Source organism: Amycolatopsis acidicola (genome assembly GCF_007713735.2).
GTDB classification, from domain to species: Bacteria; Actinomycetota; Actinomycetes; order Mycobacteriales; family Pseudonocardiaceae; genus Amycolatopsis_E; species Amycolatopsis_E acidicola.
Genome location: NZ_VMNW02000076.1, coordinates 1 through 12,043 on the forward strand (window position 1 = coordinate 1; position 12,043 = coordinate 12,043).

The 12,043-nt window shown below is 69.0% G+C and carries 11 protein-coding genes; 9 read left to right on the forward strand and 2 right to left on the reverse strand.

Translation table 11 applies throughout. From position 1 onward, the window contains the following. Positions 1–470 precede the first annotated feature (470 nt). The 6 genes from FPZ12_RS34410 (at position 471) to FPZ12_RS34435 (ending at position 6,105) form a co-directional block, all read left to right on the forward strand. Positions 471–1,406: a zinc-dependent alcohol dehydrogenase gene (locus FPZ12_RS34410; protein WP_144756457.1), complete on the forward strand. Its 936-nt coding sequence runs from the start codon at positions 471–473 to the stop codon at positions 1,404–1,406. Positions 1,407–1,435: 29 nt separating this feature from the next. Continuing rightward, positions 1,436–2,284 (forward strand): mycofactocin-coupled SDR family oxidoreductase, encoded by an 849-nt coding sequence (locus FPZ12_RS34415; protein WP_144756459.1) that lies wholly within the window; start codon positions 1,436–1,438, stop codon positions 2,282–2,284. 40 nt (positions 2,285–2,324) lie between these two features. Continuing rightward, positions 2,325–3,773 carry an aldehyde dehydrogenase gene (locus FPZ12_RS34420; protein ID WP_144756461.1) on the forward strand — a complete coding sequence of 483 codons (1,449 nt, stop codon included), beginning with the start codon at positions 2,325–2,327 and terminating at the stop codon, positions 3,771–3,773. Between the two features lie 37 nt (positions 3,774–3,810). Further along, positions 3,811–4,647: a mycofactocin-coupled SDR family oxidoreductase gene (locus tag FPZ12_RS34425; protein ID WP_144756463.1), complete on the forward strand. Its 837-nt coding sequence runs from the start codon at positions 3,811–3,813 to the stop codon at positions 4,645–4,647. 140 nt (positions 4,648–4,787) lie between these two features. Beyond that, positions 4,788–5,459: a TetR/AcrR family transcriptional regulator gene (locus FPZ12_RS34430; protein WP_144756465.1), complete on the forward strand. Its 672-nt coding sequence runs from the start codon at positions 4,788–4,790 to the stop codon at positions 5,457–5,459. 28 nt (positions 5,460–5,487) lie between these two features. Continuing rightward, a complete protein-coding gene (locus FPZ12_RS34435; protein ID WP_166463001.1) occupies positions 5,488–6,105 on the forward strand; it encodes a TetR/AcrR family transcriptional regulator in 618 nt (205 codons plus the stop codon). 12 nt (positions 6,106–6,117) lie between these two features. Here FPZ12_RS34435 and FPZ12_RS34440 read toward each other — a convergent pair whose 3' ends face one another. Continuing rightward, positions 6,118–7,275 carry an acyl-CoA dehydrogenase family protein gene (locus FPZ12_RS34440; protein ID WP_144756469.1) on the reverse strand — a complete coding sequence of 386 codons (1,158 nt, stop codon included), beginning with the start codon at positions 7,273–7,275 and terminating at the stop codon, positions 6,118–6,120. Beyond that, complete coding sequence (locus FPZ12_RS34445; RefSeq protein WP_144756471.1) at positions 7,272–8,177, reverse strand: enoyl-CoA hydratase-related protein; 906 nt, start codon at positions 8,175–8,177, stop codon at positions 7,272–7,274. Before FPZ12_RS34445 ends, FPZ12_RS34440 begins: the two co-directional genes overlap by 4 nt. 206 nt (positions 8,178–8,383) lie before the next feature. Between FPZ12_RS34445 and FPZ12_RS34450 the strand changes: the two genes are divergently transcribed. From FPZ12_RS34450 to FPZ12_RS34460, 3 genes are all read left to right on the forward strand, one after another. Further along, a complete protein-coding gene (locus FPZ12_RS34450) occupies positions 8,384–9,493 on the forward strand; it encodes an enolase C-terminal domain-like protein (protein WP_144756473.1) in 1,110 nt (369 codons plus the stop codon). Positions 9,494–9,567: 74 nt separating this feature from the next. Continuing rightward, positions 9,568–11,088: an ABC transporter substrate-binding protein gene (locus tag FPZ12_RS34455; protein ID WP_144756475.1), complete on the forward strand. Its 1,521-nt coding sequence runs from the start codon at positions 9,568–9,570 to the stop codon at positions 11,086–11,088. 5 nt (positions 11,089–11,093) lie between these two features. Beyond that, the gene (locus FPZ12_RS34460; protein ID WP_144756477.1) at positions 11,094–12,038 is read left to right on the forward strand and encodes an ABC transporter permease; all 945 of its coding nucleotides are present in this window, start codon (positions 11,094–11,096) and stop codon (positions 12,036–12,038) included. Positions 12,039–12,043: the final 5 nt, after the last annotated feature.

Below are 12,043 nucleotides of genomic sequence, written 5' to 3' on the forward strand. Positions count from 1 at the left end.
GCCCGGCATGGCCTGGCCCGGCAAGCCCGGCACAGCCTTCCCCGTCACGGCCCTCCCCAGCACGACCCAACCCAACCCGGCACAGCCCGGTGCGTCGCCGGACGCGCCGGGCTCTTTGCCGTTCGTGTCTCCCTCCACCCGGGCCAACACTTGACATCGGTATCAATAGATCGGTTATGGTGAGCAAGTAACGAGCCCTGGTGCTCGATCGAAAACCTTCAATAGCTTCAAGAACAGGAAGCCTCGAACTCGCAAGTTGACTCGTATGTCAACTGTGTCGCCGCATCAGCAGGTGCGTCACGAAGGAGTACGACGATGTACGACGCGTGTTTCCCGCTGTCCTCGACCGAAAATGCCGTCCGGAGCCGGTCTTGAGTGCGCCGGCCGGGAAGGGGCTCCTCGTCACCGCCGGTCTGCCGGATTCCCCCTTCGAGTCCCTGACCGCCTCCGGCGCCGGGGAGCGGTGAGCCATGCGTGCGGTCCGGATCGCCGACCACGCCGTAACCGTCCGGCAGGTTCCGGACCCCGTCGCGGTACCGGGAAAAACCGTCCGTGTGCGGGTTCGCTCCGCCGGGATCTGCGGCAGCGATCTGGGGTTTCTAGCGCAGGGCGCGCTTTCCGTGACCCCGGGGCACGAGGTCGCCGGGCTGACCGATGAAGGCAGGCCGGTGGCCGTGCGGCCCGATCACCCGTGCGCCGTCTGCGGGATGTGCCAAGCCGGCCGGTCCAATCTGTGTCCCCGCGCGATGACCCGGTTCACCGGCATGGCGGAACTCGACGGCGGGTTCGCGGACGAGGTCCTTGCGGCGCCGAAGAACCTCCACCCGCTGCCTGACGGGTTGCCGCTGGAATCCGGTGCGCTGGGCGAACCCGCCGCGGTCGCCACCCACGCGTTGAGCAGGATGGGCGCCCCGCCCGGGGCCGAGGTGGCGGTGATCGGCGCGGGCGCCATCGGGCTGACGGCGGCGGCGATGCTCGCGAAGACCCACCGGGTGCGGCTCGTGGCACGGCACGAGCACCAGTTCCGTGCGGCCGAGGCCATCGGGGTCCGCACGGCCACCGCCGCGGGCGACGCGGACGCGGTGCTCGACGCCGCGGGATCCCAGTCCTCCTTGGCGGCCGCGCTCGACGCCGTCCGTCCGGGTGGGACGGTCGTCAGCCTGGGTTCCGCGAGCTGGGCGCCGAAACTCTCGACGGCCGCGGTGTTCAAGGAAGTGAACCTCCGGCTCGCGCTGATCTACACCCCGGAGGAATTCCAGGCCGGTCTCGAGTTCGTCGCGCGTCGCGCGGATCTCCAGCACGCGTTGGTGACACACCGGTTCGCGCTGGCGGACGCCGCCGGGGCCTTCGCTCTCGCGGCGGATCGCGGGCCCACGGGCGCGATCAAGGTACTCATCCACCCCTGAAACGGGCGCAACGGAAGGGAGAACACCCCATGGCCGGTCGGGTCGAGGGCAAGGTCGCGTTCATCACCGGCGCGGCGCGCGGGCAAGGGCGGTCGCACGCCCGCCGGCTCGCGGAGGAGGGCGCGGACATCATCGCGGTCGACATCGCGTCCCCGGAACTGGAGACGGTCGACTACGAGATGGGCAGCGCCCAGGAGCTGGCGGAGACCGCGCGCCAGGTCGAAGCGCTCGGCCGGAAGGCCGTCACCGCGGTCGCCGACGTCCGCAGCCAGGAGCAGCTCGACGCGGCCGTCGCCAAGGGCCTGGACGCGCTGGGGCGGATCGACATCGTCTGCGCGAACGCGGGCGTGCTCTCGATGGCGCCCACGTGGGAGATGACGGAGTCGCGCTGGCAGACGACGCTGGACATCAACCTGACCGGGGTCTGGCACACCTGCAAGGCGGTGGCGCCCGCGATGATCGAAGCGGGCAACGGCGGGTCCATCGTGATCACGAGCTCGATGGCCTACCACCAGGGCGTGCCGAACATCGCCAACTACGTCGCGGCCAAACACGGCGCGGTGGGCCTGATGCGATCACTGGCCAACGAGCTGGGCCCGCACCTGATCCGGGTGAACTCGGTGGCGCCGACGAACGTGAACACCAAGCTGCTGCTGAACGAGTCCGTGATGCGGGTGTTCAACCCGGACAAGGACGAACCCACCGCGGCGGACATGGCCGAGGCGTACCGGCCGCTGCACATCCTCCCGCTGGCCTGGGTCGAGCCGGTCGACATCAGCAACGCCGTGCTGTACCTGGCTTCCGACGAAGGGCGGTACGTGACCGGCACCGTGCTGTCGGTCGACCTCGGCCTGCTGGCGAAGTTCGGCATGAACTGAAAAGTCCATTGTGGACGGCAGAGACGAGGAGGCTCCGAAAATGGCCATCGCCCCTGGCGAGCGCACGGAACACATCATCGGCGGACGGCCGGTGGAATCACACGGGCAGGACCGGTTCGAGGTTGTCAACCCGGCCACCGAGGAGGTGATCGGTTCGGTCCCGGCCGGTGACGCCGCGGACGTGGACGCCGCCGTCGAAACGGCCCGCCGCGCGTTTCACGAGAGCGGCTGGCCCAGCACGCCGGTGAAGGAGCGCGCGGCGATCCTGCGCGCGATCGCCGACGGTTTCGAACGGCACGCCGACGAGATGAAGAACACGATCATCGAGGAGAACGGCAGCGTCGTCCCCATCGCGGAATGGGGGAACGTCAAGGTTCCGGCCGCGCTGTACCGCTACTACGCCGATCTGCTGGAGAACACCGAACTCGAGGAACAGCGCGTGTGGAACGGCGCGCGGACGGTCGTGCGGCAGGAGCCGGTCGGGGTCTGCGGTCTCGTCACGGCGTGGAACGTGCCGCAGGGGATCTACGTGGAGAAGGTCGGTCCCGCGATCGCCACCGGGTGCACCGCGGTCCTCAAGCCCGCGCCCGAAACCCCCTACGACGCCTACCTGTTCATGGACATCCTGAAAGAGGCCGGCGTGCCGGACGGCGTCGTCAACGTCGTGTTCGGCGGCGCGGACACCGGTGCCGCGCTGGTGGGGCACCGCGACATCGACAAGGTCAGCTTCACCGGCTCCCCGGGTGCCGGCCGGGCCATCGCCCGCGCCTGCGCGGAGAACCTCACCCCGAACACGCTGGAGCTGGGCGGAAAATCGGCCGCGATCCTGCTGGACGACTTCGACCTCGAGACGTTCCTGCCGTGGATCGGCGGATACTGCATCGCCCACAGTGGACAGATCTGCTCGCTGATGACCCGGCTGGTCGTGCCCCGCTCGCGGTACCGGGAGACCCTCGACGCCGTCGCGGACACCATGCGGGCGATGAAGGTCGGCGACCCGGCGGATCCGGCCACCGAAATCGGCCCCGTCGTGGCCGGGCGCCAGCGGGACCGCGTGGAGGGCTACATCCGGTCCGGGGTGGACGAAGGCGCGCGCCTGGTGACCGGTGGCGGCAGGCCGAAGGGGATGGACCGGGGTTTCTTCGTCGAGCCGACGCTGTTCGCCGACGTCTCCGGCGACATGACCATCGCCCGTGACGAGATCTTCGGCCCCGTGCTGGTCGCGATCCCTTACGACGACGAGGAAGACGCCGTCCGGATCGCCAACGACTCGCGGTACGGCCTCGGCGGCGCGGTGTTCGGCGCCGACGTGGAGCACGCGACCGCGGTCGCCGGCCGCGTCGAGACCGGCACGATCGGCGTCAACTACTACCAGCAGCACTTCAACGCGCCGTTCGGCGGGGTCAAGGACAGCGGGTACGGCCGGGAACTGGGCCCGGAAGGCTATGCGGCGTACCTGAAGTCGCGGTCGATCTACCTGGCGTCCTGAACGGGAAGACGGAAACCACAACGGAAGGAGCGGGCACATGACCGGCAGGGTCGAGGGCAAGGTCGCGTTCATCACCGGTGCCGCGAGGGGACAGGGGCGGGCACACGCGGTGCGCCTGGCCAGGGAGGGCGCCGACATCATCGCGGTCGACGCCTGCACCGACGTCGAGACCGTCCCCTACGCGATGGCCGGAGCGGAGGATCTCGCCGAAACCGTGCGGCTGGTGGAAAAAGAGGGGCGGAAGATCGTCTCGAAGGTCGCCGACGTCCGCGACCAGGCGAGCCTCGACGCCGCGGTCTCGGCCGGGGTGGCCGAGTTCGGCCGCCTCGACATCGTCTGCGCGAACGCGGGCGTGCTGTCGCTGGAATCGGCGTGGGAGATGTCCGAGGAGCAGTGGCTCACCACCATCGACATCAACCTCAACGGGGTCTGGCGGACGACGAAGGCCGCGATCCCCGCCATGATCGAGGCGGGCAACGGTGGTTCCATCATCCTGACCAGCTCGACGGCGTACCAGAAGGGCGTCCCGCACATCGCGAACTACGTCGCGGCCAAACACGGCGTCGCCGGTCTCATGAAGACACTGGCGAACGAGCTGGGGCAGCACTGGATCCGGGTCAACTCGGTCGCGCCGACGAACGTGGCGACCCCGCTGATCCTCAACGACGCGCTGATGTCGACGTTCGTCCCGGACGTGGAGAACCCGACGGAGGACGACGCGGCGCGCGTACTGACGCCGTTCCACATCCTGCCGGAGCCGTGGCAGCAGCCCTCGGACGTGAGCAACGCCGTGCTGTTCCTGGCCTCCGACGAGGCGAAGAACATCACCGGTACCGTACTTCAGGTGGACCTCGGTTTCCTGGCCAAGTACTGAGAAACGCGCGGATCCGCCCGACTTGACGAGAGTGTCAAGTCGGGCGGATACTGGCCGGGAGTACGGCTCGCCGTACGCTCTGTGCCGAGGGCGCCGCGGTGCCCGACCCGGTGCCGCGGTCGGTGAAGTGAGGAGAAACCATGCCTGGGCCGACGGAAGTCCAGCAAGCGCGCCGTGACCAGGGGCCGACCACCGGCCGTGGCGCGCAACGCAGGGAAGAGCTGTTGGCCGCGGCCCGCCGCGTGTTCGAACGCAAGGGGTTCATCGAGACCCGCGTCAGCGACATCGCCAAGGAGGCACAGGTCTCCCACGGCACCTTCTACACGTATTTCGACACCAAGGAAGCGATCTTCAAGGAGGTCGCGCACGCGGTCATCGAGTCGATGCTGGCCTCGATGGCGATCCTCATCCCCAGCGAGGACTTCCACGACCGGGTGCACGATTCGATCCGCCGGTTCGTCCAGGCCTACCGGCCGCACGCCACGATGCTCGCCCTGATGGAACAGGTCGGCACGGTCTCACCCGAACTGCGTGAACTACGGCTGGACGCGCGGGAGACGTTCGTGCGCCGGACCGAGCGCGGGATCCGCCGGATGATCGACGCCGGGCTCGCCGACGCGGACCTGGACGTCGAGTACACCGCGGAATCGCTGGGCGCCATGCTGGAATACGTCTGCTACGTGTGGTTCTCGCTGGACCGCCCCTTCGAAGAGGAACGCCTCGTAGGCGCGCTGTCGGCGATCTGGGAAAAAGCACTCCTGCCGCTGCCTGCCCGCAAGGGGACCAGGAAACGGGCGGGACGGGCGCGCTAGCGCGGGTTCCGGCAGAGGAGGGACGCTGGTGGCGTCACGATCACGTGCCACGGGACGATCCGGTGGCGGCAGCCGGATCGAGGACGAAGCGCTGGTCCGGCAACGGCTTGTCGCCGCGGCGACGGAGGAGTTCGAAGAACACGGCTACGCCCAGAGCAGCGTCGAGCGCATCGCGCGCCGGGCCGGGGCCGGCAAAGCGGAGTTCTACACCCATTTCGCCGGGAAGGACGAGCTGGCCGAAGGACTGTGGGACGTCGCGAGGGTGCGGCTGATCGGGCTTTACCGCGAGCTGACCCGGACGCGGCCGAGAGACCTGGCGGCCCTCGAGCGGTGGCTGCGCAAGACTTTCCTGTTCTACCGCCGGAACCGGCACCGGCTGCTGGCCGTGCACGAAGCGATCGCGCTGGAGCCGCGGCTCGCCGAGGTCTACTTCGAACACACCCGGGAGGTCACCGGGATACTGGCGCCGCTGAGCAGGCCGCGGCCAGGAGACACCGGGGAAAGCCCGCACACCCGGATAGCGCTGCTGTCGATGCAGCACGAACGGTTCTGCTTCCTCGCGTTCCTCCGCGGGATGGCGTTCGACGAGGACGAGGCCGTGCGTGCGCTCGCCCGGACGTGGTTCGAGGAGCTGGGGGAGCACTGAGGGAAGCGGGCCTCAGCGGCGCCCGACGACGTCCCTGCCGATGATCTGCCGCATGATCTCGTTGGTACCGCCGAAGATCCGCTGGATCCGCGCGTCCTGGTAGGCGCGCGCCACCGGGTACTCCAGCATGTAGCCGTAGCCGCCGTGCAGCTGCAGGCAGCGGTCCACGACCCGGTTCTGCATCTCCGACGCCCACAGCTTCGCCTTCGCCGCGTCCACAACGGACAGTGCGCCTTCGTTGTACGCCAGGATGGCCTGGTCCACGAACGTGCGCGTGACGTCCAGCTCGGTCGCGATGTCGGCGAGCACGAACCGGGTGTGCTGGAAGTCGGCGATCTTCTCCCCGAAGGCCGTGCGCTCGTCGGTGTAGGCCACGGTCGACCGGAAGATCGCGTCGGCCGAGGACACCGCCTGCACCGCGATCGAGAGCCGCTCCAGCGGCAGGTGGTCCACGAGGTGACCGAACCCGCCGCCGGGCTCGCCCAGCAGGTTGTCCTCCGGGATGAACACATCCTGGAAGACCAGTTCGGCGGTGTCCTGGCCGTGGAGTCCCACCTTGTCGAGTTTGCGGCCCCGGCTGAACCCGGGCATGTCCCGTTCGGCGACCAGCAGGCTGAAGTCCCGGCTGCCGCCGCCGGGGCCCGTGCGGACGACGGTGATCACCAGATCGGACTGGATTCCGTTGGTGATGAAGGTCTTCGCCCCGTTGACGACCCAGCCACCGGCCACCTTGGCCGCGGTGGCGCGGATCCCCCGCAGATCGCTGCCGGTGCCGGGTTCGGTCATCGCGATCGCGCCGATCAGCTCGCCCGAGGCCATCCCGGGCAGCCACCGCTGTTTCTGCTCCGGGGTCGCCAGGCTGTCCAGGTACGGGATGGCGATGTCGTCCTGCAGGGAGAAGCCCGACGCCAGCGAAGTGGCGTGGACCCGGGCCAGCTCCTCCAGCACGATGGCGCGATAGCGGTAGTCGCGCCGCTGGCCGCCGCCACCGTACTGTTCCGGCGCGCTCAAGCCGAGAACGCCCTGTTTTCCCGCGGCCTGCCACACGCCGCGGTCGATGAGCCGGTCGTCCTCCCAGCGCTGGACGTGCGGCGCGACTTCGCGGCTGGCGAACTCCCGGACTACACCGCGGAACTGCTCGTGGTCGTCGGTGTAGAGGGCGCGCTTCATGAGGATCCTTTCGTGGGGCGGTAGCCGGGGCGGGGGAGGCCGGCCAGGAAGTCCGGCGCCGCCGAGACCCGGCCGGTGAAGGAAGGTGTTCTCTTGTCCAGGAAAGCGGCCACGCCTTCCTCGGCGTCCTCGCTGATCCCGAACTCGTTGAGGGCCAGGGTTTCGACGCGGTGCGCCTCCATCGGGTGCGACGCGGTGAGCATCCGCCACAGCAGGCGCCGGGTGTAGGAACTCGACACCGGTGCGGTCGCGGCGATCCGGCTCGCCAGCTCGAGCGCCGCGTCAAGGACGCTTCCGGCCGGGTGCACGCTCAGCACCAGCCCGCTCTCGCGGGCCTCCTCGGACGACACCGTCCGCCCGGTGAGCATCCATTCCAGTGCCCGCTGGGGAGGGACCAGCCGGGGGAGGAACCAGGAGGAGCAGGACTCCGGGACGAATCCCCGGCGGGCGAAGGGAAACGCGATCTTGGCTTCGTCGGCGGCGAGCCGCAGGTCGCAGGGCAGGGTCATGGTGATCCCGACGCCGACGGCGTGCCCGTTGATCGCGGCGAGCACCGGCTTGCGCGCGTCGAAGATCCTCAGCGCGACCCGGCCGCCGCCGTCTCGCCGCAAGGGGAGCTCCCCGTCTCCAGCGCGGTCCTGTGTGCCCGGAGGAGCGGATTCGCTCGCCCGCCAAGCGGCGAAGGGCGCGACGCCCTCGGCGGCCGAGCCCAGATCCATGCCGGCGCAGAACGCGGAGCCCGCGCCGGTGAGTACCACGGCCCGCACGTCGTCGTCCCCGTCGGCGCGGTCGAAGCACTCGATCAGCCCGGACTCCATCTCGTCGGTGAACGCGTTCATCGCCCCGGGCCGGTCCAGCGTGACCACGGCGACGTGGCCGCTCACCTCGTAGCGAACGTGCATGGCCACAGCACACCCTTGATTGACATGTGTGTCAAGTGTTGCGTGGGATTTCGGCGGCAAAGGATGGCCCTGCTGCGATTTTCGATCCCGCCGGTTCTCTTGACAGCATCCTTTCCACCTCCCACACTTGACGCGTTCGTCAATTCGAGTCCGGTCCCCGTGCTCGGGTGCCGTGCCGGCGGCCAGGAAACACAGCGAGGTGTTCAGTGAAGATTCAGGACGTCCGGATCACTTCCTTCCGTATCCCGCTCCCCGGCGGGATGGAGGAGGTGATGATCAAGGGCCAGTCGATCGCCCCCTACGTCACGGACTTCATCGCCGTGGAGGTCGTGTCCGACGACGGTCTCGTCGGTGAGGCCGTGAGCCCCTACGGCGGGCTGAGCCTCGGGCACTCCATCGCGGACCGGATCCGCCCGTTCGTCCTCGGGCAGGACCCGGGTAACCGCGAGGCCATCTGGCAGGAGCTGTGGAAGCTCGACCGGCTGCTCTACTCCACGCAGTTCGCCATCGGCACCGTGGACCTCGCGATCTGGGATCTGTACTGCAAATCGCTGAACGAGCCGCTGTACCGCGTGCTCGGTGGCGTGCGCGACAAGGTGCCCGCCTACGCCAGCGGCATGACCCTGCCCAGCCCGCGGGGCTTCGCCGAGGACGCGCTGAAGTACAAGGAAGCCGGCTACCAGGGCTACAAACTGCACGTCAAGGGCGAGTGGAAAGAGGACATCGCGGCCTGCCGCGCGGTGCGTGAGGCCGTGGGCGAGGACTACCCGCTGATGATCGACCCCGCCGGGGCCTACACCCAGTCCGAGGCGCTCAAGGTCGGCCGCGCGCTCGAGGAGCTGGAGTTCCACTGGTACGAGGAACCCTTGCGGGACTGGGACATCCACGGCTACAAGATGCTGGCCGACAAGCTCGACATCCCGCTGATGGCGCTCGAAGTCATCCCCGGCTCGGTGTACGCGAAGCCGGAGTACATCGTGACCAGGGCGATCGACATCGTCCGCGGCGACATCTCGTTCACCGGCGGCGTCACCGGGGTGATGAAGACCGCGAGGCTGGCCGAGGCCTTCGGGCTCGCCATGGAAGTGCACACCAACGCCAACAGCCACATCGACGCCGCGCATCTGCACTGCATCGCGGCGATGCACAACTCCGAGTACTTCGAGCAGCTCGTGCCGGAACGGTTCTTCCACTTCCCGGCGTGTGAGCCGGTGAAGATCGACAACGAGGGGTTCGTGCACCTGCCCGACGGCCCGGGGATCGGCCGCGAGCTGGACTGGGACTACATCGCCCACCACAAGGTCGCCGAGCTCTGACTCCGCCACGCACCTCCACAGGCGTGACGCCCCACCACAGCCCGTGTCGGCACCCTGGAAAGGACCTCGGGCCCATGAAGCGCTGGAAACACCTCGCGGCGGCCGGTGCCGCCCTGCTCGTCGCGGCCACGGCCGCGTGCGGTACCGGCGGATCCGCGATCGGAGCGGACGGCACGCTGAAGATCGCCTTCCACCTCGCCCCCGCCAGTCTCGATCCGCTGCAGGTCCCCATCTGGCAGCTGATGACCTACGAAGAACCCCTGTACGACACGGTGACCAGGATCGACGCCGACGGCAACGTCCAGCCGATGCTGGCCACCTCCTGGACCTTCGGGGACTCCTCGATCGACTTCACCTTCCGCCAGGACGTGAAGTTCCACGACGGCACCCCGTTCGACGCGCAGGCGTTCAAGACCAACATCGACCGCCTGCTGGCCGCCAGGAAGTCCCCGGTGGCAAGCATGTTCACCGCCGTCACCGGTGCCGAGGTCACCGGCCGGTACACCGCGCGGCTGACACTGTCCAGAATGGACTCCGCGCTGCCCGCGGCGCTCGGTGACCGCGGCGGTGCGATGGTCAGCCCCAAGGCCATCGCCGACGGCGTCGACCTCAGCACCCAGGACGCGGGCTCCGGCCCGTACCGGCTGACCGACTACAAGACCGGGGACCACGCCGTCTACGAAAAGTTCCCGGAATACTGGGACCCCGGGGCCGCCGTCGCGCGGCACCTCGAGATCGACGCGGTCGGCGACGGCCAGGCCCGGCTCAACGGCGCGATCTCGCGGCAGTACGACATCACCTACCTGACCCCCTCGCAGTTCGACGCGGCCAAGGGCGCCGGGCTCGGCGTCGAGGAGAAGGCGGGGCTGTGGTTCATCAACATCTTCACCAACCGCACCCGCTCCGAGCTCGGCAATCTCCAGGCGCGCCAAGCGATCGCGCACGCGATCGACCGGAACGCGATCTGCTCCGCCGTCTACTTCGGACGGTGCAAGCCGACGTCGTCGATCTTCCCCAGTGACTTCTGGGGCGGCTCACCGGACGCCGGGCCCGACTACGACCACTACGACCCGGTCCTCGCCCGCAAGCTGCTGGCCGACGCCGGGCTCCCGGACGGTTTCGAGTTCACGATGCTCTACGCCGCGGGCGCCGACCCGTACCCGCAGCTGGCGGAACTGCTGCAAAGCCAGCTGGCCGCGGTCGGCATCAAGCTCGACCTCAAACCGGTCGACATCAACCAGCTCTCCCCGGTGTACTTCGTCGAGAAGAACGCCGACGCGATGCTCGGTGGCGGCGGGCAGGTCGCCGATCCCGGCTTGTCGCTGCAGAAGGAGTTCCGGTCCGGTGCCACGCTGAACGCCAGCGGTGACGCGCCCGGCGGGCTCGACGCCGTGATCGACAGCCTGAACTCGGCCACCACCCAGGCCGGCCGGCAGCGGTTTTCCGCCGAGGCGACGCGGATCGCCACCGACCAGGTGCTCAACGTGCCCCTGGTCCAGCCCGAGGTGCTCTTCGCCTACGACCCGGACAAACTCACCAAGTACGAGGCGTCCTACGTGGGTGCCTACGCGCCCACCCGTGGTGCCGGGAGCTGATCGGGATGGGCAAGCTGGTACTCCGGCGCCTGCTCGTCATCGTGCCGGTCCTGTTCCTGGTGTCGATCCTGGCGTTCTCGCTCGTGCAGCTCGTGCCCGGCGATCCCGCGGTGACACTGGCCGGGGACTCGCCGAGCCCGGCGCAGGTCGCGGCGATCCGCACCGCGCTCGGGCTCGATCAGCCGCTGGTCGTGCAGTACGTGCACTGGCTGGGGTCGGTGCTGAGCGGGGACTTCGGCCGCTCACTCGCGTCCTCGCAACCGGTGCTGGACGCGATCGCGCAACGGCTCCCGGCCACGCTTTCGCTGATACTCGGCGCTTTCGTCGTCGCCGTGGTCCTCGGTGGTCTCCTCGGGATCGTCGCGGGCGCACGGCGCGGCGGCTGGCCTGATCGCGTGGCGTCGTTCTTCTCCGCGATCAGCCTCGCGGCGCCCAGCTATGTCGTGGGCCTGGTGCTGATCGTCGTGGTCGCCACCGAACTGCGCCTGCTGCCCTCGGCCGGTTACGTGCCTGCCGCCCGTGGCGCCGGCCCGTGGTTCCAGCACCTCGTGCTGCCCTCGATCGCGCTCGGACTGGTGCCGGCGGCGATCCTCGCGCGGCAGCTGCGCGGGTCGCTGGCCGGGGTCCTGGAACAGGACTACACGCGTACCGCGATCGCGAAGGGACTGCCGGGACGCGTGGTGGTTCTCAAACACGCCTTGAAGAACGCCGCGATCCCCGGGGTGACGGCGCTGGGCACGCAGCTGGCCGTCGTCATCGGCAGCACCGTCGTGATCGAGCAGATCTTCGGGATCCAGGGGCTCGGCGCGCTGGCCTACAACGCGGCGCTGCAACGGGATCTGCCCGTCGTGCAAGGCGTCGTGCTCATCAGCGCGATCGCCGTCCAGCTCATCAACCTCGCCGTCGATCTGGCGTACGGCTGGCTCAACCCGAAACTGAGGAAGGGGTGAACGCC

Bases quoted from the DNA above. Each gene is read 5' to 3' on its own strand.
- FPZ12_RS34425 (WP_144756463.1), top strand. From the start codon at position 3,811: ATGACCGGCAGGGTCGAGGGCAAGGTCGCGTTCATCACCGGTGCCGCG.
- FPZ12_RS34440 (WP_144756469.1), bottom strand. From the start codon at position 7,275: ATGAAGCGCGCCCTCTACACCGACGACCACGAGCAGTTCCGCGGTGTA.
- FPZ12_RS34410 (WP_144756457.1), top strand. From the start codon at position 471: ATGCGTGCGGTCCGGATCGCCGACCACGCCGTAACCGTCCGGCAGGTT.
- FPZ12_RS34445 (WP_144756471.1), bottom strand. From the start codon at position 8,177: ATGCACGTTCGCTACGAGGTGAGCGGCCACGTCGCCGTGGTCACGCTG.
- FPZ12_RS34455 (WP_144756475.1), top strand. From the start codon at position 9,568: ATGAAGCGCTGGAAACACCTCGCGGCGGCCGGTGCCGCCCTGCTCGTC.
- FPZ12_RS34415 (WP_144756459.1), top strand. From the start codon at position 1,436: ATGGCCGGTCGGGTCGAGGGCAAGGTCGCGTTCATCACCGGCGCGGCG.
- FPZ12_RS34420 (WP_144756461.1), top strand. From the start codon at position 2,325: ATGGCCATCGCCCCTGGCGAGCGCACGGAACACATCATCGGCGGACGG.
- FPZ12_RS34460 (WP_144756477.1), top strand. From the start codon at position 11,094: ATGGGCAAGCTGGTACTCCGGCGCCTGCTCGTCATCGTGCCGGTCCTG.
- FPZ12_RS34430 (WP_144756465.1), top strand. From the start codon at position 4,788: ATGCCTGGGCCGACGGAAGTCCAGCAAGCGCGCCGTGACCAGGGGCCG.